Here is a 20,839-nt window from a genome sequence, read left to right on the forward strand (position 1 = left end):
TTAATCCTCCCAGCCCATTTTGCTGCGGTTCTGTGCCTGCCGGTTGCGCTGCTCTTTCGCCTGGTGCTGCGCCATCAGTGCCATTGCGTCGTCTTTGGTCATACCCTCATGCATGTTAATTTCATACTGATAGGTATTCTGGCTGCGGTCGGTGAATCCGCCCCCGGCTGACGGTGAGGAAACTGGCCGGTAAGGCGCGCCACCGTAAGCGATGTTGTATTGCAGCCCGCCGGTATCTGCGCCCGCGCCGCCGGTCGCAACCGGATCAGGCGACGGCACCTTGTCTTTCAGGCCATCGGATTTCGTGTCGATAATGCCGAGCTTATCCAACACCCAGTTAATGCCGCCCATAAGCTGATCGAGCGCGTAGCTCGGAATTTTCAGCGCCTCGGCCAGCATGTTGCCGAACTTTTTACCCATGTCTCCGGCGGCGGCAAGTTCGGTCTGCGTGGATTTTACCGGCTCCAGCAGTTTGCCGAACCAGTCCCACAACTCTTTAACCTTGCCACCTACCCACTCAAAAACCGGCTTCAGCGAGCCAAAGGAATCACTGATCGGCCCCATCGCTGCGGTAAAGCCTTCGGCCACGCCCGCTATAAAGGCGCTGATGGGTTCCCAGTATTTACGCACCAGTAGCGCCCCGGCCACGATTGCCGCTGCGACGGCCACAACCGGCAGAGTGATAGCGCCGAGCGCGGCCGTAATGGCTCCGCCCGCGATGCTGAATGCCGTGCCGAGGAAGCCCGCCCCGGCAATCAGGGTATTCACGCCCGCAATCACCGGCCAGGCTACCAGCCCGATTGCGCCCAGCGCCCCGGCTAACATCAGCCCGCCCATGACAACTTTTGCCATACCGCCTGCCAGCTCCGGGTTAGCTTTAATCCAGCTATCAACCTTTAGCAACAGCGCCGCCGTGTCCTGGGTAAGCGTGCGCAGGCTGCCATCGTTCTGATCAAACAGGTCGGTGCCGATAGCCTCATAAGCAGACTGCAGCTCTTTCAGGTCGCCGCCGAGATTATCCTGCATGACCTGGACCAGCTCGGCGGTTTTACCATCAGAGGCTTTAAACGTGGCGGTCAGATGATCGAGCTTGCCGGTTGAGGCAGCGGTCATCAGCACGGCGGCCGATGAACTGGCCTCCTCGCCGAAAATGGTTTTCATGTACTCGGCGCGCTGGCCGGTTCCCAGCTTGTGACGGTCAAAGCTCGCCTGCATTTCTTTCAGGATGGTGAAGATCGGGCGGGTATTTCCTTTGCCGTCTGCGGTTTTAATTCCCAGCTCTTTGATAGCCTTGAATGATTCGCCAGTCGGCGCCTGCAGCCTGCTCAGTACGGCGCGGCTTCCCGTACCGGCCATTGAGCCGGTTATTTTGGCATCGTGCAGAGCGCCGACCATCGCCGCCGCCTGCTCGATGCTGACGCCCGCGTTTTTCGCAACCGGGGCAACGTAGGTCAGCGAGTCGCTCAGCCCGTCAAAGTCAGCGGCGGTTTTATTCATGGTCATCGACAGGACGTCGCCGATGTGTGCCACCTTATCGTTTGAAAGCTGGAAGGCTGACTTCATCCCCATCAGCAGCCCGGCGTTTTCCTCCATCGTGCGCTTGTTTGCCAGCGCCATGTTGAGCGTAACCGGTGTAACGGCCTGAACGGCAGCGGCATCGCCGCCGCCTTTGGCGATAACGATTTGCGCGCCTGCGGCATCATCGGCAGAGGCGGCGGTTGTATCGCCCAGCTGACGCGCCTGCGCACGCAGGGCTTTCATTTCCGGCGATTCTTTTCCCACGCCGAGCACGGCCTGCAGCTCGGAATTCTTCTGTGCGAAATCAAACCCCGGCATCAGCAGCGACGTAGCCGCCATGCCGCCAACCGTGGCGGCACCGATACCGGCTGCGCCCATGTTGCGCACCTTACCCGACAGCTCCTGCCCTTTGCGGTAGCGCTCGCTGGTCTGGTTCAGTCGCTCCTGCTGTGCATTCAGCCGCTGCAGCTCCATTTTCTGGCGGCTCAGGCTGACAGTTGCCTGCGCCGAGGCGGATTTCAGGCGCTGCTGCTCGCTGCTCAGAGCTTTGGTTGATATCCCCGCTGCGTTAAGTGCCTCGCGCTGCTGCTGCACCGAAAGGCGCAGGCTGTTGGACTTCGTCTGCAGCTCAGAAGCTGCCTGCCGGGCCTTTTCCAGTGCGCGGGCCTGCTGTGTCGTCGGGCGCTCCGTGTTTTTAAACTGCACGGCCAGCGCTGCTACCTCCTGCTTTGCATCTTTGAGGTTCTGCTGCGTGACGGCCAGCTGCGCACTTGCCTTGCGGAAGCCATCAATTTTCCCAGCCTGCGCGTCCAGTTCCTTAATCGTCGTCTGCGTCTGGCGTATATCAGACGACAGATTTTTGGCAGCGGTCTGCACGGCTTTGAAGGGGCGCGAGGCTTTGTCTACCGCATTCAGCAGCACCTGCACTTTAAGGTTATTGCTCATCCGGGGTTGCTCCGCTGCGGATAAAGGCTTTATGCCGCCAGTCCATCAGCTCTGCCAGCGGCATGTCGTACATCTCGGAGGGTTGCCAGTGGAATATTGTGGCAATGTCGGCCATCAGGTCGTTGACAGTCAGGCCGTGCGGCCAGTCTATTCGTCCGACTTCGACTGCAAAAAACCAATCACCTTTCCGCCCAGCGCAATCAGGTCAACCGGATCGAGGGCGTTACATTCGGCCTTTGTCAGGGTCGGCACGGTAATGCGGGGCAGCACGGTCAGCAGGGCGTCAACATCCGACTGGCACAGATCGGCCAGGCGCACGCCGCGCAGGCTTCCGGCCGTCGGCTTAATCAGCTCCACGCTTTTGATTTCGGTTTCGCCGCGCAGCAGCGGGGTTTCAAACTCAACAACGTTATCTTTCTTTTCCATGATGGTTCTCTGTTCACTGTAGTCAGGTAAAGCCAGCGGCGGGCGCTGGCGTCAGGGTTTATACCAGGCCGAGGTTTTTACGGCGCTGTTCAAGGCGATCAACGCCGTTAACCTTCTCCACCATGTTGATGGTGTCGATTTCGATCAGCTCTTTGCCGTTAAAGGTCAGCTTGTAATAGGTGTTTTTACTGGTGATTTTGGTTTCGGTGTCTTCGCCCTGTTTGGCTTCGCCGAAATCAAACGACTGATGCTTGCCGCGCACCTCAATCTCTACCGCGATTTCCTCGCCGGTATCATCGCGCTGGTAAGAGCCGGTAAAGCGCAGGGGAATGTCAGACGCACCCCACTGCGTGAGTACCAGCTCATCAATACCGCCGATGCTCCACTCAACATCGAGCGCGTCATCTTCCAGACCGTTATCAATGAAGGCCGCGCCACTCATGCCGCCCGCGCGGAACGGGTCGAGCTTGCGCGCCAGCTTCGGCAGGGTCACGGCGGTGACGACGCCCTGATAGCTGTTGGCGTTATTGAAAAGGTTCATGCCCTTTAATTTGCGTGGCAGTGCCATTTATCCGGCTCCTCAGCTGTTAACGGATGCGGCGAAGTTCGCCAGATAGGTGTCGGTAATGCGCTGGCGCAGGGTTAAATCTTCCAGCGGCGGAACCGGCGTATAGTCGTAATCAATAAAGAGCTTGCCCGCCTTCAGGGTGTCTTTATCGTTGGCGCTTTCGTCATACCAGGCTGATGCACCCAGCAGATAACCGGCGTTAACCAGCTCGCGGAATTTCGCGTTAATACCCGCGATAATCTCGCGCACCAGAACCGGCGTCAGCGGCTTATCAACCGCCCACATGTGCACCTCGGCCATCGTGTCGGCCAGCACCTGCGCGGTGCGGGTGTAGTTCTCAAACTGAAACAGCGGGTCATCACTGCAGGTGCGGTTGCCCCAGAAGCGGAAGCCGTCTTTACGGATCAGCGTGGTGACGTCGGCCTCGTTGAGCAGGTCGGCGTCGGTGCCGGTCTGCTGCAGATCCCAGAACACGGATGCAGAAATACCGGTCACGCCGTTGACGCCGACGTTAGACAGGGTTTTATGCCAGCCTGTGTCGTTGTCGATTTTTGCGCGCAGGCCCAGCGCGCGCGCGGTTGCAAAGGCGGTATCGGATTTGCTCGTCGTGGTGTTCCAGGCGAGAAAGTCGGGCCAGATAACCATGATTTCACGCTGGCTGAAGTTCTGGCGGTACAGGCGGGCTTCGGAAATGGTTTTACATTCCCATGCTGACACGTAGGCAAAGGCGCGCAGCTGCTGCGCAATGCTGGCAAGCGCGGTTGCCACCGCCATAGAATCCAGCCCCGGCACGCCGAGGATGCGCGGTTTAACATCGAGCTGGGTCTGCGCGGCGAGCAGCGCTTTCATGCCGGTATAATGGCCGTTTTCATCCGTGCCGCCGATGATATTGGACGTGGTTTCGGCTTCGTCGGCTCCTTCAGCGACGCGCACGACGACGGTCACGGGTTTTGACTGGTCAGCAATGGCCTGCAGCGCAGCAGCAAGCGTGCCTTTTTTACCGGCCTTGCCGACAGCGGCCTGCACGTTGGTGATAAGTACCGGCGTATTGAGCGGGAAGGTTGCCGCATCCGCATCCTGCGCGGTGCAGACCATGCCGACGATTGCAGTTGATACGGTTGTAATGGTGCGCGTGCCGTCATTAACTTCGACGACGCGAACACCATGATGATAATCAGACATCTGATGCACTCCATTTTGAGGGTGTGCTCAGGGTGACTTCTTTTTTGTATAACAACAGCTCATTTATGTTTGCTAAGACATCAAAGGACATTAGCTCGAAATTGTTTTACTGTTATAATTAGCAAAACCTTTTTGAAGAAAAGTATTAGATTTAGCGATGGACATAAATTTTTATGGAGAAGAGTTGATGTATAGGATTTTTATATTTTTTTTCATTTTTATATCTGCTTGCTCAGCACCTGCGCAAGTCAATAAAAAGGAAGTTACAGAGCTATATACTGTCGATCCATTAAGCGCAAGAAAACTTTCATCTCTAGAGAGTCACCTAATTAAAATTAATTTCGCGATAGATGAAGCCTTTAAAGAGGAAAGAAAGGTTGGAGTCGACGCTAAATCATTTAAAGAAGGGTTAAGAGGTATCAAACTCTTGAGTGAAGGTTTTGAAGAGTTTAGAATTCAAAAATATCACAACGATATAACTATCGCATCTCAGCAACTAGGTGAAAAGCTAGACGGAATAAAGGGCCAGTTAGTCAACATAAGTAACACTCTATATAATAACTACAACAAGGATAGCTGGAAAGAAGTTGTAAAATCCATAGCTCCCATTGTTGCAGGTATATTTATATTTATATGGAGCTTAATGAATCTAACTATTTCCGAAGCTAGAGCTAAAATGAGTTACATTTCTCCATTAATAGATAAATCATCATCAGCGATTGTGATGGCCTATGAGAAAATAGGGAAACGTAGCCCTTTAGAAAATGAAGACATCACAAAGATAATTGAGCCAATAATACGCATCGGGCCATTCTTTAATGAAGATAACTTCGTTGAGTTGATTATACAATCCAATGAAAAATCTTTTGTTTTAATGAAGATGTGTTTGCCTTCAAATATTATAACTGAAATTGAATCTAGAGATCTTTTAAATACTTATCTTAACTCTGGCGTTGGCTCATCTACAATTCAATCAATAAGGACCACTCTAGTGAGACAATATGATTCAGCTTTAAATGATTTCATCAGGAGTGATAAAAAAGTAGCGCCTTTGAATGTTAGGGTTAAAAGATGGCTGATTTTATTTTTTTCTACTGGCTTGCTTGGGGTTTTCTATTACGCATCCCTGTCATGATCTTTGTCAAAACACATAATTTGAGTTTGAGATGAAATTTGCGTGATGTATGGCAACCTAAGGTTGCGATATGATATATTAATATAGATGGGTTAGTCTTTTTAACCTAGGCTGAAAAGCTTGCTGCGTCAATATTTTTGTAGAATTGACAGTAGTCTTTTTAAAGAAGTCACTTATATTTTGGGTTCTCTATTCTTCCTATCTATGAAGATTAAAGAACCCTCGTTTTTTATTACAATGGTTTGTTAGGCCAAACTATTGTTGTTTTTTTGCTCAAGTCTAATTTTTGTAATTTTTGAATGTACTTCATCCACTCGATAAGCAATGCTTTATCGTCATCCGTAATAATGCCCAGCAGCAGCTGCGTCTGCCATGCCTGGGTGATGTCATTGGCCTCACTCACGCGCGCCGACTTTTCGCTGGCTGCTGCGTCAAGTAGTGACTGCTGCTGCGCATCGTTGTCGGTTACCCACTTTTCACCGTCCCACTTGTCGAACGTGGTTGCCGGAGCCTGCGTTGTGGTGTCTGCGGGATAGTCGCCGAGCGCAGTAATCTTCACCGGCGCGCCGCCGTAAACAGGGTAAACCGTTTCGCCGCGATGGTCCGGCACGCTCAGCCAGCCCCCGTCCTGATGCACGGCCACCATGCCCGACTGCGCGGCAGGCGGTGCGCTCAGGCAGGCGCAGGCGGGAAGGCCGACACCCTGCGGAAGAAATTCCTGCACCGCGCCGGTAAACTCCCCGGTCAGCGCGTCATACCCGTATACCGTCAGCGTGCCGTCGGCTTCTGCCAGCCCGTTTTTATCAAGTGTCACCTTAGCCATTATGCAGCCCTCACGATGTAGTTAAACGCCACGTTGCGCGGGCGGTTCTCCGCCGCCACCGGCACTACGCGCGAGGCGTCAAAATAAATCTTCTCGCCCATAGACTGCCCGTTTGATAAGTTGCCGACAGGAGGCCCGTCGGTAATAGCTGATCCGTCGGGGTAAATCCCTTCGTTAGCATTTTTACCATTGTTATAAAACACTCCGTCTGACTTTCCGTTGTACGGCACGGCAAGGGACTGAACGCCGGTCATGTTCCTGATGGCGTCGCCCTGCGCGGACAGCAGCGCACGTCCGCTGTCCGCACCGCGCCCGTCGTCCCAGCCGCGGATAAACTCACCGCGCAGGTCGGGCAGTTTCAGTGACGGATAGACTTTCGCCAGCGCCGGGTAGGCAGAGGCGCTGAAGGATGCGCCGTTGCACTTAAGCCAGCCTGTCGGGGGTGTTGCGGCCGGCCACGGCTGAGGAATACCAACCGGCAGCGCCGAGCCGTCAGCGGCAAGCAGATACTGTCTGTGCGGATTAGCGGCGGCAATATGGTCAGACATAACCTTATCCACATACTGCCGGGTCGCCAGCACAACAGCCGGGTCTATCTTCAGCGCAACATCATTGGTGCTGCTGACAATCAGGATCATGCGCACGGTCTGCGTCCGGCCGCTGCCTTCAGCCAGTTGCGGCTTGTAAGTCTCCGGGCAGTTAGCAACGGCAATCAGCACGCCGTCGGCGTCATACAGGCCAATCTCGCGGATCCAGAATCCGCCCTCGCTTTCCGGGATAATCTGCTCCGCGATAATCTGGCTGCTGTTTGCTGCGTCAACGGTCAGGGAATTTAGCTGCGCGCGTCGCTTCTCGCCGATGAGCTTTGTCTGTGCCGCGTCAGGCGTTGGCAGCGTGCCTCCACCGTCGCCGACACCCATAGCGGCGATGTTCACCTTCGTGCCGAGTGCGGCAGCATTCGCCAGCTTCGCCGCGCCCTGATTAGTCAGCAGGGCAAAATATTTTGTCGTCATGCGCTCACTTCCGTCAGGTCAATAAGATGCACCGCCACGCCGGAATAACCCGGCCCGCCGACGCTGATAAGTTCAGGGGTGTAGGGATAAATGGTCAGCTCATCCCCGCTGTAGCTGGCAACGGCAACCGGCAGCGCGCCGTTCGCGTCCAGATTGATGGACAGGCCGATGAGGTGTCGGCTGCAGGGCTTCGCGTCGGCTATCAGGCGCTCCAGCTCGTTATACATTTCCTCGGTAATGCCGGTATCCAGCACGCCCACGTCAAGCCGGAACGTGCCTGGCGCTTCATTGGTTTTCCACCACTCAATTATCCTGATGAGATAGCCCAGCGGCTCAACGACGCGGCGGATAGCGCCTATCGTTCCCTTGTGCCGGTGCACGTACTGCGAGGCGGCAACCACGGCGCGCTTTGTCGATTCCGGCCAGGCTGAATCCCAGCGGTCAACTGACCACGCCCACGCCAGATAGGGAAGAAGCGCCACCGGGCAGGTTTGAGGGTTCCATAACTGGCGCAGCGGCACGCTCATCGCGCCGGGTCTTGCCAGCGCCTCAGCGGCGGCAACCTCAAGCGCTGATGAGCCGGTCGGCAGCAGGCGATCACTCATCCGAGCCTCCCACGGTCAGCGTGTAGCCTGTGCAGTAAGCGGCCTGCGTTTTGTCGAGCACTACGTCAGCAGAAGGCTTGATAAGGTTGACGCGCTGCACGCCCTCAACGTGCATGGCGGCATAGAGCGCAGACAGGCGAATGTCGCGGCCGAGGCGCTTTTGTGCGCTGACAAAGGCGGCGAGCTTTGCCTCAGAGGCGGCGCGGATCGGTTCAGCTTCCGGCCCCGGATAGAGGTACAGCTCGGCCTCGATTTCGTAACTAACAATCTTCGCTGACTGCACGCTCACCCGGTCGGCAACCGGGCGCACGTCTTCGTCATTGAGCGCAGCGTTAACCACGGCCAGCAAATCGTCGCCCGCCACGCCGTTGCCCTCACGCGCGAGCACTGTCACCGTGACCACTGCAGGCGACGGGCTGATGGCTGATGCATCGGCTACGCGGCCGTCTGCGCTTCTGGCGTGATACTCATATGCACCGGTCGGCCCGGCAACGCTAAGCCCCTCAAACGCCGAGGCAATGCGCAGCCGGAAATCGTCGTTACTTTCCATCACGGCGGCGGTCGGCGGCATGGCTGTATCATCGGCCGGGGTAATCGTCAGGCGGGTTACGCCATTGTTTGCGCCGAGCTGGTCAAGGTCGCCATCCAGTGCATACGCCACCATTACCGCCTGTCCCGCCTCGTTGATGCGCTGGCGCAGGATCAGCTCGCGGTAAGCGTTTTCCTGCAGCAGCTTAACGATGGGTTCTGATTCAAGTGTCAGCGTGCGGGTGACGGCCTCCTGCTGGTCAGCAGGATAAAGGGAAATCAGCGTCGCCTTTCGCTCGGCCAGCAGGGTTTCATAGTCCAGCGCCTCCAACACGTCAGGCGCGGGCAGCTGGCTCAGGTCGATAGTTGCCATAGTCTCAGCTCACAGGAACGGTTAAGGAAAAAGGCTGCGCGCTGTCGGTGCGGTTGCCGGACAGCTCAACCACCATTGCGCCGTTGATATCCGACTCAAAGCTGATGGCATTCAGCTTTACGCGAGGCTCCCACTTCAGGATCGCCAGATAGCAGGCCGACATAATCTGCAGGCGCAGCGCCTCGTTTTGAGGCTGGCCAATCAGAGCGGATAAAAGCGAGCCATACTGGCGACGCATCACCCGGGTGCCGACAGGAGTCAGCAGAATGTCGCGCACTGACTGGCGGATATGATCAAGATCGGCCAGCGCGCCGCCGGTTTCCCGGTTCATGCCGATATATTTGGCGGTTGTCATACTGGCGCTCCTGTTTTGCCACCGCTGTCGCCCGGATGGATATGCGAATGCAGCACCTTGCCGTTTGAGGACAGACTGCCGTCGGTATGTGTAATGTCGCCTTTCATCGTTCCGCCCTTAGTGACTTCCAGCTGCGCAGTTTTGAGCAGCGTTGTGCATTCCACTTCTGGCGAGTCGAACATGATTTTTACCGCCGCTTTAATGGTTGCGGTCTGTATGCCGGTTGCGGACAGTGCGCCGGTTTCCGGCTCGTACTCGATCACCGCGCCGTCAGGAAATGACCAGTGCAGCGCATCGGCCGAGGCTGACGGAGCCGGATTGTCATCGGAGAAAATACCCGGCAACACAAAGCCGGTATCGAGTTCGCCGCCGAGGCAAAGAACAAGCACCTGCTCACCCACTGACGGCGCATTCCAGGAGCGGGTTTTACCCGCGCGGGCGCTCAGCCAGTGCAGCCAGCCGGTCGTATTTTTTCCCGTATCGACACGGCACAGCCCACCGTCGAGATTGACGGCCGACACGGTTCCGATGCGGATTAGGTTGCGCAGCAGGCGCTGAATTTCTGCGAGTTGTTCGTTCATGGAATTATCTTGAAGACAAGGTGACTTAAGGGCTAATGTGTTATGTCTGGTGGTTTACTAACAAACACTGGACTTTGAAACGTTCCGTTTTAATACAAGGAAGATTTATGGCGTGGGCAGAAATTATTAGCTTTTTAAAAGATGTTGTTGTGGTGGCTGCACCGGCAACAGGTGCAATAGTTGCGGTCAAAGGTTTAAGTACGTGGAGGCGGCAACTTAAAGGGCAGTCAGATTATAACCTCGCTAAAGATGTGCTGATCAACTTGTATAAATATCGCGATGCATTATTTTTTGTCAGGCACCCTTTAATAACAGGTGCTGAATTGAAGTTACCCGAAGGTGTTGAGGAAAAAGAATTAAAGTATGCTGAAGTTAATTATTTGCGAACTGAATCAGCATATCAGAACAGGTGGGATAAAGTAGTAGAAGTGCGCTCAAAGCTTCTGACTAACATCGTTGAGATAGAAGCTCTTTGGGAAGCGGACTTAGCACTGCAACTTAAAAATATGTTCGCGCACGAAAAAGACTTGATGTTTAATATTTCCTGTTATCTAAGGGTAATAAATCCATCCATTGACGCAGAGGACAAAAAGTTTGATAGGGAACATGTTGACCGCCAGATGCTATATGACACTTTAAAGGATGAATCAGACACATTCAGAATGGCATTTAAAAAAACACTAACCCCCCTAGAAAATGCACTACGAGATAAACTTAAAAAATAGTATTACCGGGCACAACTTAATGTTGTGCCAGTGCATTTATAATAATGTCCTCGATAACTTGATAATCATCATTACTTAAGCCCAACAGGGGACGGGCCTCATACTTCACCTCCTTACCTTTACGCGATGGACGGTCGCGCAGCCCGTAGTGATGCACGCGGGCCATGCGCTGCACGTTACCCGCAAACTCGATCACGGCTTCATTCGGGCTGGCCTGCGTCTTCATGTACTTAGCGGTGCGCAGCTTAACGAACATCTCGCGCTTTATCCGGCCCTTTTTGCTGCGCACCGGCTGCGTTTTGCGGGGCTTAAACGGCGTGCCGTCAGGTGCCTGCTGGCGCTTGATGTTCTGCTGCTGACTCGCGCGCAGCTTGCGGCCAATACTGCGCGCCATTTCTTTACGCGCCGGGGCTGACAGGCTGTTGATAAGCGCCTCCAGACGGTCATTTACCAGCTGCAGCTCGCTCATGTCTGTAACTCACTGACCAGCTCACCTTTAACGTAAAGCTGCACCGGCCGCGCGTCATTCTCCGGCAGCGGGTTCTCGCCGACGTGGGTCACGTGCAGCCCGTCGTCGGCCTGCTTCACGATCACGCGCTCGCTCAGCTGCAGCTCAATGCTGATATCGCTGGCCGTGTCGCTGATAACATCCGCCTCAAAGGTGAAGCCTGTCCGGCGCTTTTCCTCGCTTGCCATAATGTCGGGTTCATTCGTTCGCAGCCAGGCAAGCAGCGGCACGATCAGCAGGTCGATGTTACCGGCGTAGTCGGTAATAACCATGTTAAGCCGATACTGGTATTCAAACGACAGCGAGCTGGCAAGCGTCGAGACGATGCGCCCGCTGTCGATAAACACGTTCAGCGCGTCAGGATTTCGCTGCAGCTCCGGCACGCTGTCGGTCAGCGCCTGGCGCAGTTGTTGTGGTTTCAGCATCGTGTTGTTCCTGGCAGTCTTTGATTATTTCGACCTGCAGCCCGCAGGCGGCGAGTGCGGCCTCAAGCTGACGATTGTCAGCCGCCAGATCGCCAGCGGTTTTAAGGCTGTTTCCCGGCACCGGGCAGCTTGTCACGCGCGGACACCCAATCCAGATAATCTCTGGCGCTGGCGAAGGCCGGGCGGGCGTGCAGCCGGATAACATCGTCAGGCAAAGCAGCAGCAGACCAGTCACGCAGTATCGGATTCGCATCGGTTTCTCTCTGTATGGTCATTTCACGGTTAAGCGCGGCCGTGCTGGCGCGTCCCTGCATCAGCCGCAGCTCGGCCTCACGTTTCTGGCTGGCCCTCGCATCGGCATCCAGCCTGGCTATCGCTTTATCGCGGCTTTCGATACCGGCCGACAGCGTGCCAATAATGCGCTGCGCACTGTTCAGATCGTCTTTGGCGACTTTCCACTGCCAGCCAGTCACGCCCAGCGCCAGCAGAGCCACCGCCAGAAGCAGAGCTATCAGGCGCGTCATTTGACACCCCGCAGGCAGTAGGCTGTTTCCGCAGCGCGGCGGTTTTCCAGCCCGCGATTTTTCACGCCCTTAACGAACACCCAGCGCCGCAGCTCATTACAGGCATCAAGCCAGTGCTGCATCATGATGTAACGGGCAAATGTCGAGCTGCAGGCCGCGCGCACGCCGACGTTAAAGGCGAATGAAACGGCCGTGTCATAGACCGGCTGTGGCATATCGCTGCGCATACAGGCATCGATCCCGCGCTCGACGCGCATCACGTCATACACCAGATTGACCGCCGCCTGTCGCTCGCTGATCTGGCTTTGCGGCGTCACGCCCTCTGTGTGACCGATTCCGTTAGTCCAGACTCCGGCGCTGCACTGATAAGGCGAAGTGCGGCACCCCTCGGCGTTGGCGATAAGCGCAAGTCCGGCCTCGGACGTTTTCAGGGTTTTAAACTGTGGCAGCAGCGCGGCAATTGCCAGTACGGCCACCACGGCGCAGCGTTTAACGGTCTGGCTCAAGGCTCACCCCCCGCAGGCGCTGCAGCTCGTAGGTTTTACGGCGGTAATGCCAGTTGATAAAGAACGTCGCCACGTTAGTAATGAGCGTGATAACGGCCACGCCGGAACCGACCATAAAGGCGATATCCTGTGGCGTATGACGGCCGAACCACATCAGGATGAGGCCAATCAGGTAGTTGATCACAGAGCTGATTTTTTCCATTTTTAGTCCCACAGGTTGACGGTTTCACCTGCTGAAGATTCCGGCAGATCAGGCAGCGTCACCTCGCAGCCGTGCGGCAGTACCGGCCCGCTTTCGGCGAGGCCCGGATTAGCCGCGTAAACCAGTTCGATGGCCTGACCGGTACGCCCGTAATAGCGCTGACAGATTTCATCAACGGTATCGCCCTGCTGCGCGTAAACGTTCATCAGAGCAGATCCACAATGCAGCCAGGCTTACCGGCGATGCGGCTGATACTGAATCGCGCATCGCGCCAGTACTCGTCGGCGCTCGCCTCGATTTCGCCCGCTTTTTTCGTGCCGCTGGCGTCATAGCCGCGATAGCGCTCGACGATGGTGGCGGCAGTCAGCGCGCTGACAGCGGCAAGGTACGCAGTGACCTTTTCGCTCTCGCCGTCCAGTGATTCCGCAGGCACCTCGGCCAGCACCTTAAAGCCCGCCGCAATCTGCGCGGCGCGCCAGTCGTACAGCTCGGCGTTTACCTCAGAAATTGCCGTCTTCACGGCAAGGCGCAGGCGCTGCGCCGTGACCGTTCCCTCATAGCGCAGCGAATCGCGCAGCTGCTGCAGGTCAACGTCAGGCCAGAAAAACGTATTCTTTACCGGCGGCTCGGCAACGTCTGCCGGTCGCGGGGCGGGGATAACAACCGTGTTATTCATAATCGGCCTTTGAAATAGGTGGGCGGTGGAGGACGGCGCAGACACTGAAAGTGCGTTGCCGTCCTGCCGCCCGTGCGCGGGGTCGCGTTCGGTCAGCGGCGGGCGATAGCTTCTTTTTTCATTGCCGTTCCCAGCCGCTCAATGTCTTTTTTAACGCCGCAGCCGTCGTGCAGCTGTTGCGCCCTTACAAGGTGGGTCATCGCCTCCGAAGCCCTGCCCGCATCGCGAAGCACATATCCGGTTATCTTGTGCAGCTTGGCGCGCACCTGATCGGGCATGTCTTCGGATTCCGTCATCGCAATGGTTGCCAGCAGCGGGTCAACATCGACCGGCGCTTTTGCCGTCCAGGCGCGCGTTGCCGCGCTGGCGACTTCCTCGGCCAGCAGATAAGGCAGGCTGGCGCGCTTAAAGCCATCAGGCGACACAAGGCCATGCTTCAGCGCGTACCGGGCAATTTCCAGCGCGCCGGGCACGTCGCCCGCATCGAGCCGCCAGATCATGACGGTCATCAGTACGGCATCCTGTGCGCCTTTGCCTTTCTCCAGCACGCCTGACACCCACGGCAGGTACTCCGGCAGCAGCTGACGCTTCATTTCCGCCTTGCGCTCGTTGGAGTGCACTTTCTTCAGGCGGCGCTTGTCGTCGTTGAGCTTGATGAGCATCTGCTCATAGCCGCTGGCGTGGCGCAGCGGGTTGTCGGCACTCTGCGAGGCTTCGATAGCCTGCTGGCGCATGCGGTGACGTCGGGCAGGGCTTAACATGCGTTACGCCTCCGCTGTTGCAGTGCCAGCAGCGCCGCTTTCTGTCGCTGCTTCCTGCGTGGTGGCTGCAGGTGCAGCGAACACGCCGACCTCGATGTTTTCAACCAGGCAACCGGCCGCGTAATCCTCGATCACGTAGTCCTCGTTAATGGACTCATAGTTTTCGATGCGGTCGCGCTTCGGCACTTCGTCAATCAGGCGGCGATGCGTGCCTTCCTGGAAGTAAATCGACAGGTTATCGGTGCGGGTGATAAACATGGCGTCGGCCGGGAAGTACGGCACGCGCACCGCTGGCAGACCGCCGATGCGCTTCTGACTGATAATGACGTCAGCGGCCAGCTGCTCGGTGTTGGCCTGCGACTGGTTGACGATCGGGAAGTATTTATCAGCCAGCAGCTGACGGCCCACGATAACAACCAGCTCCGGGTCTTCCTGATACCACGGCTCGATCAGGGTGTTGGTGGCATCCATCACCAGCGCGTCGAGGCTGGCATAGTCGCCATTTTTGCCGACGCGGATTTTTTCAGAAATGACGGTGCCGTCTTCCTCGGTGACTTTGCTCATCACGCGCGCCGGGGCATCGTTGCGGTACTTCTGCAGCCAGCCGACGGCCACGTCCTGCAGCATAGGGAACTTGGCGCGGTTCGAGGTTTTGGCGCGGGTCACGCCGTTGAAGCCAATCATGATGCGGTCAAGCGCCTGCCGCTTCACGATGGCATCACGCAGGCGGGCCTGAAAATCTTCATAGCGCGCCCACAGGTCGAGCGTGTTATAGCGGATATGAAAGTCGTAGTTGACCTGCACGCACTCGTAGCCCTGCTTATCCAGCGCAGCAAAGTCAGCGGTTTCGCGCTCGTCGCCGCCTGCCGTGTCGGTCACGCTGGCAATCGAGCCGGATACGCCGATCCCGATTTTCTCGCCCTTCATTTCGGACACCGGCACGATGTTGATGCGGGTCAGGAAGTCGGAAGACTCCTGCACGCGGTTCATCAGCGTCTGGGTAACCGTCGGCTCAACGGTAAATTTCTTGTTCATGTCGTCGGTTTCGACGCCGTTCAGCTCGGCGAGGCGGGTCATGAACTGGTTAAACTTAAAGCGGGTATTCTTGCGCATTGGCGTTCCTGTTTATCTCTGTGTTGGGTTTTAACGTTCAGGCAACGCCTGATTAGCAGTCGGTCTGCGCGCCGGACTTCGGATCGCTGCCGGTTGCCGCCGGGCGGCGGTTAAAGCTGCAGTCGGTCTGCGAAAGCTGGCCCTGCAGCGCAGCGAATGCGGCGCGGTCTTCCCCGGCCTGCTGCTCGATGGCCTCCAGACGTGCGGTGACGGATTGCTCCAGCGCCGACAGCTCCTGCGTCTGGCTCTCCGCGTTCAGCTGCACCTGCTCAGCAACAGCCGTTACCGCCGCGCTGACGTCCGCGAATTGCTCACTACTGGCCTTTTTCTGGCCGGTAAACATGGCGGTGATACGCGTCAGAAGGGACGGCGACGGCTCGGCCACTTCTTCAAACTCAATGACAGTTTCTTCAGCGGCGCTGAAAAGGTTATCTTTATGCTGCTTGCGGGATTCCAGCGGGTTAGTGTTCGCCGAGGCGCTGAAGCTCAGGATTTCCGTGCCGAGGCTGGCCGGATTGTCGGTAACAGCCAGGCCGATTAGATATGCCTCACCGGTATCCGCGAACTTGGGGTTGTACTGAATTGAGGTATAGATTTTCTGGCGTGCTTTGGTCATAGCAACCAACTCATCTGTTGGATCGATATCTCCGTATAGCGCCAGCTTGCCTTTTAGCGGCCCGTCAGCAATTTCTTCAGCTGACAGCGCCACCACGTCACCAAAACGGCGAAACGGGCTGTCAGGCGTGATGCCTTTGATGTGCTCAAGGTCAATTCGCGCCCCGTACATCGTCGGGTCATAGTTTTTCGCCATTTGCGCAATGTGCTCACGCGGAATTGCGCGGCCATCAGTGGTTGCGCCTTCAACTGCGATACGAAAACGCTTTGCTTTGATTGCTGCCATTAATCAGGCTCCGGTCAGGTGTTGGGTCGGTTCGGGGCCAGTTTCCCCGTCGCCACACAATCCCTCAACGAATGTCAGCCCGCTGCTGCATCAGCAAACAGAGACAGCAGGCGCGCCATTTTCGGCCCCGGTAGCCTTGCCGGTATGAACATGACACCGACAACCATCATCAGCGATCCGCGCCGTCAGGCCGCGCTGCTTTACTGGCAGGGGTATTCCGTGCGCCAGATTGCGGAGACGCTCGGACAGAAAACGCCAACCGTGCAGAGCTGGAAGCTGCGCGACGCGTGGGACAACGTTGCGCCCATCAGTCGCGTGGAATCCAGCATGGAAGCCCGGCTTATTCAGCTCATCATGAAAGAGGTAAAAGGGAATGGTGATTACAAAGAGATAGACGCGCTCGGCCGTCAGATTGAGCGCCTTGCCCGCGTTGAGCGCTACCGCAGCAGCGGCAACGAGGCCGACTTAAACCCCAACGTGCGCAATCGCAACAGAGGGGAGCGCCAGCCGGTCGTTAAAAATGAGTTCAGCGACGAACAGACAGACAAGCTGACCGGCGTGTTTATTGATAATTGCTTTGAGTATCAGCTCAACTGGCATAAAGCCGGGCTGACTCACCGCATCCGCAATATCCTGAAGTCGCGCCAGATTGGCGCAACGTTCTACTTTGCCCGCGAGGCACTGATAGACGCGCTGACCACCGGCCGCAACCAGATATTTCTTTCAGCCAGCAAGGCGCAGGCGCACGTCTTCAAAAAATACATCATCGACTTTGCCCGCCAGGCTGACGTTGACCTGAAAGGCTATCCCATCGTGCTGCCGAACGGCGCGCGCCTGATATTCCTCGGCACCAACGTGCGCACCGCGCAGAGCTACACCGGCAATCTGTACCTTGATGAGTATTTCTGGATCCCGAAATTCCAGGAGCTGCGCAAGGTTGCCAGCGGCATGTCGCTGCACAAGAAATGGCGCACGACCTATTTTTCCACGCCGTCAGCTCTTTCACACAGCGCCTATCCGTTCTGGTCGGGTGAGCTGTTTAACAAGGGACGGCGCAGCAAAGATGATCGCATTGAGATAGACCTGTCGCATTCACACCTGGCAAAAGGCGCGCTGTGCGGTGACGGCCAGTGGCGGCAGATCGTCACGGTTGAGGATGCGCTGACCGGCGGCTGCAACCTGTTCGACATTGATCAGCTGCAGCTTGAATACAGCCCGGCGGAATATCAGAACCTGCTGATGTGTGAGTTTGTCGATGATGAGGCCAGCGTGTTCCCGTTTGCCGAGCTGCAGACCTGCATGATCGACAGTCTGGAAGAGTGGGAAGACTTTAACCCGTACCTGCCGCGCCCGTTTTCATTCCGACCGGTCTGGATTGGTTATGACCCGTCGCACACCGGCGACAGCGCAGGCTGTGCGGTTATCGCGCCGCCGCTGGTTGCGGGCGGAAAGTTCCGCGTGCTGGAGCGTCACCAGTGGCGGGGCATGGACTTTGCCGCGCAGGCGAAATCTATCGAGGACTTAACGAAAAAATACACCGTTGAATATATCGGCGTGGATGCCACCGGCATCGGCCAGGGTGTTTTTCAGCTGGTACGCCAGTTTTACCCGGCCGCGCGGGAAATCAAATATTCACCTGAAGTTAAAACCGCAATGGTGCTGAAGGCGAAAGACACCATCAGCAGCGGGCGGCTTGAGTATGACGCCGGGGCTACAGACATCACGCAGTCGTTTATGGCTATCCGTAAAACCATGACGGCCAGCGGCAACCGCTCAACCTACGAGGCGAGCCGAAGCGAAGAGGCCAGCCACGCTGACGTCGCCTGGGCCATCATGCACGCACTGTTAAACGAGCCGCTTACCGCAGCCAGCGGCGGCGCTAATCCCTCAATTCTGGAATTCTACTGATGAGCAAACGCAGAGGCCGCAAGGCTCATACCGCCATCGCGCAGCCGTTACAGGCAGCCGCACCGCAGCAGCAGCACGCCGAGGCGTTTACCTTTGGCGATCCGACACCGGTCATGGATAAGCGCGACATTCTGGATTACGCCGAGTGCATCGGTAACGGGCGCTGGTTTGAGCCGCCGGTCAGCTTTAGCGGGCTGGCGAAAAGCCTGCGCTCGGCCGTGCATCACAGCTCGCCAATTTACGTGAAGCGCAACATTCTGGCTTCAACGTTTATTCCGCACCCGATGATGAGCCAGCAGGAGTTCAGCAAGTTCGCGCTGGATTACCTGGTCTTCGGCAACGCTTTTGCCGAGCTGCGCCGTAACAGCCTGGGTAAGCCGCTGCGCCTTGAAACCACCCCGGCCAAATTCACCCGCAGAGGCGTTAAAGATGGCGTTTACTGGTTTGTGAATGACTGGAAGGAGCCGCACGAATTTTCGGCCGGGAGCGTGTTTCATCTGCTGGAGCCAGATATTAATCAGGAACTCTATGGCCTGCCGGAATACCTCAGCGCGCTTAACTCCGCCTGGCTGAATGAGGCGGCGACACTGTTCCGCCGCAAGTATTATCAGAACGGGGCGCACGCCGGTTACATCCTTTACATGACCGATGCGGCGCAGAGCAGCAGCGACGTTGACCGGATGCGCCAGGCGATGCGCGACACGAAAGGGCTGGGTAACTTCCGTAACCTGTTCATGTACGCGCCAAACGGAAAGCCGGACGGGATCAAGATTCTGCCGCTTAGTGAAGTGGCGACGAAAGACGATTTCTTTAACATCAAGAAGGCCAGCCGCGACGACCTATTAAGTGCGCACCGCGTACCGCCGCAGATGATGGGGATTATCCCGGATAACTCCGGCGGATTTGGTGATGCGGTGAAGGCGGCGCAGGTCTTTGTTCGTAATGAGCTGACGCCGCTTCAAGAAAGATTTAAAGAGATAAATACATGGCTCGACATAGAAATTATAAAGTTTAAAGATTATTCATTATTATAATCTGGATTAAATGCACTTAGGTTTTATTCAAAGTGTATTTAATCAATAGCTACATCTTTGTCAACTTGAGTATGTATATTCTCAAGAGGATCTGGTTGAATTAAGACTTCTCCTCGCACTGCAATATCAGGATTTTGCATTACCTTGTTTACATTTTTCCTGATTGCACTTTTGACACTGTCGTTAGCCTCATTGACCATCTTTTGTGCCTGTAACTGAGAGTTAGGAATAATATTTCCAAATTCGTCTAAAACTCCTGCTGGCTTAGGTAAGTATCTTGTATTGGCCATCAAGCTAACAACGTTTGCAACATCCTTACTTCTTAAGAAGAGAGCTGAATCCATTCTAACAGTCACTCCATCAGGAGTTTGGACTATCTCAAATGGTTCCTTATCCGAGAGTTGCCCCCCTCTAAAGGTCAATAAAAATACTACAAAGCTAACTATTCCAAACAATCCGCTTACTATAAATGGGCCAGGCATGCCTTCTTTTTCAAACCATAAAAAGAGGCAGCCTATAAAAGAAAAAATACCGCATAACGTAGCAAATACAATTACTATAGCTAAGTTTTTTTTAGGGCTTAATTTAATTGAAGCATCTAACCTTGCTTTAAACTCAGAATTTAACAGAGCCATATCATGCCCCTATGGTCAGAGTGCCATCTTCATTTTTAGCAGCAGCAAAACCCGGTGTAGCAGTTCTGGCCCATTCACTACCTCGATTGTAAAGCTGTATGATATTTACCGAAGTACCCATGTAATAAATAATATTTGTATTATCGATAAAACACCGTTCAATCACAAAGTTACCGGTACTCACATGAATTTTACAATTATCGAATCGGCATGAGATGAACTTCCATCCGTCTAGGTAAATTTCTTGATTGTTAAACCAAAGCCCTCGAGATTCGGGCAAAACTAAACCTGACCTATTGCTAAGTTGAGACAGTCCAAGTCCTAAACCATGTGAGTTAGGTTGTTGGGGCGCAGGTGGAACTGGATACACTTCTTTAACCATTGAGATTCACTCCTTTACCTTAGATATTTTTATACTAAGTTCGACAAATTAAAACTACAACATTAAACATGTTTGCACCCCTGCGCGCAATGCTATCCCCGCCACGCCTGCCCGCTTTATGCATCGCTTTTCATGCATGTGCATGTACCACCTCTGAACGCGCCAGCTCTGGACTTACAGACGCTTAGCGATCCAATCTGGATCATGCGGATTCATGCAAGCATATGCACTTTGATGCAGAAGCAAAAAGCCACCTGAAAGGTGGCTAGAGAAGGGTAGGGAAGGGCAATTAATCATTCTGCCTGGCAGTATATGGCAGCTTCGAAAACAGATGTGTCGATTGTGCCTGCCATGTCACTGATCATCGACAGTGCCATTTTTAATTCATCTTCTTTGCAGTGTGCGATCAGTGATATGTCAGCAACGAACTGGATGCGTGCGACCGTTTCACTTAGATTATCTATGTTCATCAAATGATTAACTCCTT

At 55.3% G+C, this 20,839-nt stretch carries 29 protein-coding genes; 4 read left to right on the forward strand and 25 right to left on the reverse strand.

From position 1 onward, the window contains the following. Genes KTJ90_RS08115 through KTJ90_RS08135 form a run of 5 tightly spaced genes read right to left on the reverse strand, consistent with a single transcriptional unit; the run spans position 1 to position 4,639 of the window. A complete protein-coding gene (locus KTJ90_RS08115) occupies positions 1–2,463 on the reverse strand; it encodes a phage tail tape measure protein (protein ID WP_499026213.1) in 2,463 nt (820 codons plus the stop codon). Continuing rightward, complete coding sequence (locus tag KTJ90_RS08120; RefSeq protein WP_111207766.1) at positions 2,453–2,578, reverse strand: GpE family phage tail protein; 126 nt, start codon at positions 2,576–2,578, stop codon at positions 2,453–2,455. The genes KTJ90_RS08115 and KTJ90_RS08120 overlap by 11 nt, the downstream gene beginning before the upstream one ends. A 32-nt stretch (positions 2,579–2,610) precedes the next feature. Beyond that, positions 2,611–2,889: a phage tail assembly protein gene (locus tag KTJ90_RS08125; RefSeq protein WP_499026215.1), complete on the reverse strand. Its 279-nt coding sequence runs from the start codon at positions 2,887–2,889 to the stop codon at positions 2,611–2,613. A 58-nt stretch (positions 2,890–2,947) separates the two neighbouring features. Further along, positions 2,948–3,457 carry a phage major tail tube protein gene (locus KTJ90_RS08130; protein ID WP_010246672.1) on the reverse strand — a complete coding sequence of 170 codons (510 nt, stop codon included), beginning with the start codon at positions 3,455–3,457 and terminating at the stop codon, positions 2,948–2,950. A 12-nt stretch (positions 3,458–3,469) separates the two neighbouring features. Next, positions 3,470–4,639, reverse strand: a complete 1,170-nt coding sequence (locus KTJ90_RS08135) for a phage tail sheath protein (RefSeq protein WP_499026217.1) — start codon at positions 4,637–4,639, stop codon at positions 3,470–3,472. A 187-nt stretch (positions 4,640–4,826) separates the two neighbouring features. Here KTJ90_RS08135 and KTJ90_RS08140 point away from each other — a divergent pair, with 187 nt between their 5' ends. Further along, positions 4,827–5,774, forward strand: coding sequence for a hypothetical protein (locus KTJ90_RS08140; protein ID WP_499026219.1), 948 nt, complete (start codon positions 4,827–4,829; stop codon positions 5,772–5,774). Between the two features lie 232 nt (positions 5,775–6,006). Here KTJ90_RS08140 and KTJ90_RS08145 read toward each other — a convergent pair whose 3' ends face one another. From KTJ90_RS08145 to KTJ90_RS08170, 6 genes are read right to left on the reverse strand one after another with little or no spacing between them, the layout of a single operon-like run. After that, the gene (locus tag KTJ90_RS08145) at positions 6,007–6,597 is read right to left on the reverse strand and encodes a tail fiber assembly protein (RefSeq protein WP_499026221.1); all 591 of its coding nucleotides are present in this window, start codon (positions 6,595–6,597) and stop codon (positions 6,007–6,009) included. Beyond that, positions 6,597–7,610, reverse strand: a complete 1,014-nt coding sequence (locus KTJ90_RS08150; RefSeq protein WP_499026223.1) for a phage tail protein — start codon at positions 7,608–7,610, stop codon at positions 6,597–6,599. Before KTJ90_RS08150 ends, KTJ90_RS08145 begins: the two co-directional genes overlap by 1 nt. After that, positions 7,607–8,215 carry a phage tail protein gene (locus KTJ90_RS08155; protein ID WP_499026225.1) on the reverse strand — a complete coding sequence of 203 codons (609 nt, stop codon included), beginning with the start codon at positions 8,213–8,215 and terminating at the stop codon, positions 7,607–7,609. The genes KTJ90_RS08150 and KTJ90_RS08155 overlap by 4 nt, the downstream gene beginning before the upstream one ends. Continuing rightward, positions 8,208–9,116 carry a baseplate assembly protein gene (locus KTJ90_RS08160; protein ID WP_499026227.1) on the reverse strand — a complete coding sequence of 303 codons (909 nt, stop codon included), beginning with the start codon at positions 9,114–9,116 and terminating at the stop codon, positions 8,208–8,210. The genes KTJ90_RS08155 and KTJ90_RS08160 overlap by 8 nt, the downstream gene beginning before the upstream one ends. 4 nt (positions 9,117–9,120) lie before the next feature. Beyond that, on the reverse strand, positions 9,121–9,471 hold the full coding sequence (locus KTJ90_RS08165; protein WP_499026229.1) for a GPW/gp25 family protein: 351 nt from the start codon (positions 9,469–9,471) through the stop codon (positions 9,121–9,123). Continuing rightward, a complete protein-coding gene (locus KTJ90_RS08170; RefSeq protein WP_499026231.1) occupies positions 9,468–10,052 on the reverse strand; it encodes a phage baseplate assembly protein V in 585 nt (194 codons plus the stop codon). Before KTJ90_RS08170 ends, KTJ90_RS08165 begins: the two co-directional genes overlap by 4 nt. A gap of 107 nt (positions 10,053–10,159) precedes the next feature. Between KTJ90_RS08170 and KTJ90_RS08175 the strand changes: the two genes are divergently transcribed. Next, a complete protein-coding gene (locus KTJ90_RS08175; RefSeq protein ID WP_499026232.1) occupies positions 10,160–10,777 on the forward strand; it encodes a hypothetical protein in 618 nt (205 codons plus the stop codon). A 16-nt stretch (positions 10,778–10,793) separates the two neighbouring features. Here KTJ90_RS08175 and KTJ90_RS08180 read toward each other — a convergent pair whose 3' ends face one another. The 11 genes from KTJ90_RS08180 to KTJ90_RS08230 form a co-directional block, all read right to left on the reverse strand. Then, positions 10,794–11,246 carry a phage virion morphogenesis protein gene (locus tag KTJ90_RS08180; RefSeq protein WP_499026234.1) on the reverse strand — a complete coding sequence of 151 codons (453 nt, stop codon included), beginning with the start codon at positions 11,244–11,246 and terminating at the stop codon, positions 10,794–10,796. Next, the gene (locus tag KTJ90_RS08185; protein WP_157353732.1) at positions 11,243–11,710 is read right to left on the reverse strand and encodes a phage tail protein; all 468 of its coding nucleotides are present in this window, start codon (positions 11,708–11,710) and stop codon (positions 11,243–11,245) included. Before KTJ90_RS08185 ends, KTJ90_RS08180 begins: the two co-directional genes overlap by 4 nt. Next, positions 11,643–11,915, reverse strand: a complete 273-nt coding sequence (gene lysC / locus KTJ90_RS08190; RefSeq protein WP_418797863.1) for an Rz1-like lysis system protein LysC — start codon at positions 11,913–11,915, stop codon at positions 11,643–11,645. The genes KTJ90_RS08185 and lysC overlap by 68 nt, the downstream gene beginning before the upstream one ends. Continuing rightward, the gene (gene lysB, locus KTJ90_RS08195; RefSeq protein WP_499026237.1) at positions 11,812–12,234 is read right to left on the reverse strand and encodes an Rz-like lysis system protein LysB; all 423 of its coding nucleotides are present in this window, start codon (positions 12,232–12,234) and stop codon (positions 11,812–11,814) included. The genes lysC and lysB overlap by 104 nt, the downstream gene beginning before the upstream one ends. Further along, positions 12,231–12,740, reverse strand: coding sequence for a lysozyme (locus KTJ90_RS08200; protein ID WP_010256694.1), 510 nt, complete (start codon positions 12,738–12,740; stop codon positions 12,231–12,233). The genes lysB and KTJ90_RS08200 overlap by 4 nt, the downstream gene beginning before the upstream one ends. After that, complete coding sequence (locus tag KTJ90_RS08205; protein ID WP_010255079.1) at positions 12,724–12,942, reverse strand: HP1 family phage holin; 219 nt, start codon at positions 12,940–12,942, stop codon at positions 12,724–12,726. The genes KTJ90_RS08200 and KTJ90_RS08205 overlap by 17 nt, the downstream gene beginning before the upstream one ends. A 2-nt stretch (positions 12,943–12,944) precedes the next feature. After that, a complete protein-coding gene (locus KTJ90_RS08210) occupies positions 12,945–13,148 on the reverse strand; it encodes a tail protein X (protein WP_499026240.1) in 204 nt (67 codons plus the stop codon). Then, positions 13,148–13,618, reverse strand: coding sequence for a head completion/stabilization protein (locus KTJ90_RS08215; protein WP_086905976.1), 471 nt, complete (start codon positions 13,616–13,618; stop codon positions 13,148–13,150). The genes KTJ90_RS08210 and KTJ90_RS08215 overlap by 1 nt, the downstream gene beginning before the upstream one ends. Before the next feature lie 92 nt (positions 13,619–13,710). After that, positions 13,711–14,379, reverse strand: coding sequence for a phage terminase small subunit (locus tag KTJ90_RS08220; RefSeq protein ID WP_499026242.1), 669 nt, complete (start codon positions 14,377–14,379; stop codon positions 13,711–13,713). Between the two features lie 3 nt (positions 14,380–14,382). Further along, entirely contained in the window at positions 14,383–15,492 is a 1,110-nt protein-coding gene (locus tag KTJ90_RS08225; RefSeq protein ID WP_499026244.1) for a phage major capsid protein, P2 family, read from the reverse strand. Between the two features lie 52 nt (positions 15,493–15,544). Next, positions 15,545–16,393, reverse strand: a complete 849-nt coding sequence (locus KTJ90_RS08230; RefSeq protein WP_499026247.1) for a GPO family capsid scaffolding protein — start codon at positions 16,391–16,393, stop codon at positions 15,545–15,547. A 144-nt stretch (positions 16,394–16,537) separates the two neighbouring features. Between KTJ90_RS08230 and KTJ90_RS08235 the strand changes: the two genes are divergently transcribed. Both KTJ90_RS08235 and KTJ90_RS08240 read left to right on the forward strand, forming a co-directional pair. Further along, positions 16,538–18,301, forward strand: coding sequence for a terminase ATPase subunit family protein (locus KTJ90_RS08235; RefSeq protein ID WP_499026249.1), 1,764 nt, complete (start codon positions 16,538–16,540; stop codon positions 18,299–18,301). Continuing rightward, positions 18,301–19,335, forward strand: coding sequence for a phage portal protein (locus tag KTJ90_RS08240; protein WP_499026251.1), 1,035 nt, complete (start codon positions 18,301–18,303; stop codon positions 19,333–19,335). The genes KTJ90_RS08235 and KTJ90_RS08240 overlap by 1 nt, the downstream gene beginning before the upstream one ends. Positions 19,336–19,373: 38 nt before the next feature. On the opposite strand, the gene KTJ90_RS08245 is transcribed toward KTJ90_RS08240, so the two are convergent. The 3 genes from KTJ90_RS08245 to KTJ90_RS08255 all read right to left on the reverse strand — a co-directional run bounded on the left by KTJ90_RS08245 (position 19,374) and on the right by KTJ90_RS08255 (position 20,822). Next, the gene (locus KTJ90_RS08245; protein ID WP_499026253.1) at positions 19,374–19,970 is read right to left on the reverse strand and encodes a hypothetical protein; all 597 of its coding nucleotides are present in this window, start codon (positions 19,968–19,970) and stop codon (positions 19,374–19,376) included. 1 nt (position 19,971) lies between these two features. Continuing rightward, positions 19,972–20,352, reverse strand: coding sequence for a hypothetical protein (locus tag KTJ90_RS08250; RefSeq protein ID WP_499026255.1), 381 nt, complete (start codon positions 20,350–20,352; stop codon positions 19,972–19,974). A gap of 293 nt (positions 20,353–20,645) precedes the next feature. Then, positions 20,646–20,822, reverse strand: a complete 177-nt coding sequence (locus tag KTJ90_RS08255; protein WP_182685716.1) for a hypothetical protein — start codon at positions 20,820–20,822, stop codon at positions 20,646–20,648. Positions 20,823–20,839: the final 17 nt, after the last annotated feature.

Source organism: Pantoea jilinensis, assembly GCF_019104105.1.
Taxonomy (GTDB): Bacteria; Pseudomonadota; Gammaproteobacteria; order Enterobacterales; family Enterobacteriaceae; genus Pantoea; species Pantoea eucalypti.

What these genes read in the sequence shown, in the direction of transcription:
- KTJ90_RS08115 (WP_499026213.1), bottom strand. Translation starts at nt 2,463, where the DNA reads ATGAGCAATAACCTTAAAGTGCAGGTGCTGCTGAATGCGGTAGACAAA.
- KTJ90_RS08120 (WP_111207766.1), bottom strand. Translation starts at nt 2,578, where the DNA reads ATGGCCGACATTGCCACAATATTCCACTGGCAACCCTCCGAGATGTAC.
- KTJ90_RS08125 (WP_499026215.1), bottom strand. Translation starts at nt 2,889, where the DNA reads ATGGAAAAGAAAGATAACGTTGTTGAGTTTGAAACCCCGCTGCTGCGC.
- KTJ90_RS08130 (WP_010246672.1), bottom strand. Translation starts at nt 3,457, where the DNA reads ATGGCACTGCCACGCAAATTAAAGGGCATGAACCTTTTCAATAACGCC.
- KTJ90_RS08135 (WP_499026217.1), bottom strand. Translation starts at nt 4,639, where the DNA reads ATGTCTGATTATCATCATGGTGTTCGCGTCGTCGAAGTTAATGACGGC.
- KTJ90_RS08140 (WP_499026219.1), top strand. Translation starts at nt 4,827, where the DNA reads ATGTATAGGATTTTTATATTTTTTTTCATTTTTATATCTGCTTGCTCA.
- KTJ90_RS08145 (WP_499026221.1), bottom strand. Translation starts at nt 6,597, where the DNA reads ATGGCTAAGGTGACACTTGATAAAAACGGGCTGGCAGAAGCCGACGGC.
- KTJ90_RS08150 (WP_499026223.1), bottom strand. Translation starts at nt 7,610, where the DNA reads ATGACGACAAAATATTTTGCCCTGCTGACTAATCAGGGCGCGGCGAAG.
- KTJ90_RS08155 (WP_499026225.1), bottom strand. Translation starts at nt 8,215, where the DNA reads ATGAGTGATCGCCTGCTGCCGACCGGCTCATCAGCGCTTGAGGTTGCC.
- KTJ90_RS08160 (WP_499026227.1), bottom strand. Translation starts at nt 9,116, where the DNA reads ATGGCAACTATCGACCTGAGCCAGCTGCCCGCGCCTGACGTGTTGGAG.
- KTJ90_RS08165 (WP_499026229.1), bottom strand. Translation starts at nt 9,471, where the DNA reads ATGACAACCGCCAAATATATCGGCATGAACCGGGAAACCGGCGGCGCG.
- KTJ90_RS08170 (WP_499026231.1), bottom strand. Translation starts at nt 10,052, where the DNA reads ATGAACGAACAACTCGCAGAAATTCAGCGCCTGCTGCGCAACCTAATC.
- KTJ90_RS08175 (WP_499026232.1), top strand. Translation starts at nt 10,160, where the DNA reads ATGGCGTGGGCAGAAATTATTAGCTTTTTAAAAGATGTTGTTGTGGTG.
- KTJ90_RS08180 (WP_499026234.1), bottom strand. Translation starts at nt 11,246, where the DNA reads ATGAGCGAGCTGCAGCTGGTAAATGACCGTCTGGAGGCGCTTATCAAC.
- KTJ90_RS08185 (WP_157353732.1), bottom strand. Translation starts at nt 11,710, where the DNA reads ATGCTGAAACCACAACAACTGCGCCAGGCGCTGACCGACAGCGTGCCG.
- lysC (WP_418797863.1), bottom strand. Translation starts at nt 11,915, where the DNA reads ATGTTATCCGGCTGCACGCCCGCCCGGCCTTCGCCAGCGCCAGAGATT.
- lysB (WP_499026237.1), bottom strand. Translation starts at nt 12,234, where the DNA reads ATGACGCGCCTGATAGCTCTGCTTCTGGCGGTGGCTCTGCTGGCGCTG.
- KTJ90_RS08205 (WP_010255079.1), bottom strand. Translation starts at nt 12,942, where the DNA reads ATGGAAAAAATCAGCTCTGTGATCAACTACCTGATTGGCCTCATCCTG.
- KTJ90_RS08210 (WP_499026240.1), bottom strand. Translation starts at nt 13,148, where the DNA reads ATGAACGTTTACGCGCAGCAGGGCGATACCGTTGATGAAATCTGTCAG.
- KTJ90_RS08215 (WP_086905976.1), bottom strand. Translation starts at nt 13,618, where the DNA reads ATGAATAACACGGTTGTTATCCCCGCCCCGCGACCGGCAGACGTTGCC.
- KTJ90_RS08220 (WP_499026242.1), bottom strand. Translation starts at nt 14,379, where the DNA reads ATGTTAAGCCCTGCCCGACGTCACCGCATGCGCCAGCAGGCTATCGAA.
- KTJ90_RS08225 (WP_499026244.1), bottom strand. Translation starts at nt 15,492, where the DNA reads ATGCGCAAGAATACCCGCTTTAAGTTTAACCAGTTCATGACCCGCCTC.
- KTJ90_RS08230 (WP_499026247.1), bottom strand. Translation starts at nt 16,393, where the DNA reads ATGGCAGCAATCAAAGCAAAGCGTTTTCGTATCGCAGTTGAAGGCGCA.
- KTJ90_RS08235 (WP_499026249.1), top strand. Translation starts at nt 16,538, where the DNA reads ATGAACATGACACCGACAACCATCATCAGCGATCCGCGCCGTCAGGCC.
- KTJ90_RS08240 (WP_499026251.1), top strand. Translation starts at nt 18,301, where the DNA reads ATGAGCAAACGCAGAGGCCGCAAGGCTCATACCGCCATCGCGCAGCCG.
- KTJ90_RS08245 (WP_499026253.1), bottom strand. Translation starts at nt 19,970, where the DNA reads ATGGCTCTGTTAAATTCTGAGTTTAAAGCAAGGTTAGATGCTTCAATT.
- KTJ90_RS08250 (WP_499026255.1), bottom strand. Translation starts at nt 20,352, where the DNA reads ATGGTTAAAGAAGTGTATCCAGTTCCACCTGCGCCCCAACAACCTAAC.
- KTJ90_RS08255 (WP_182685716.1), bottom strand. Translation starts at nt 20,822, where the DNA reads ATGAACATAGATAATCTAAGTGAAACGGTCGCACGCATCCAGTTCGTT.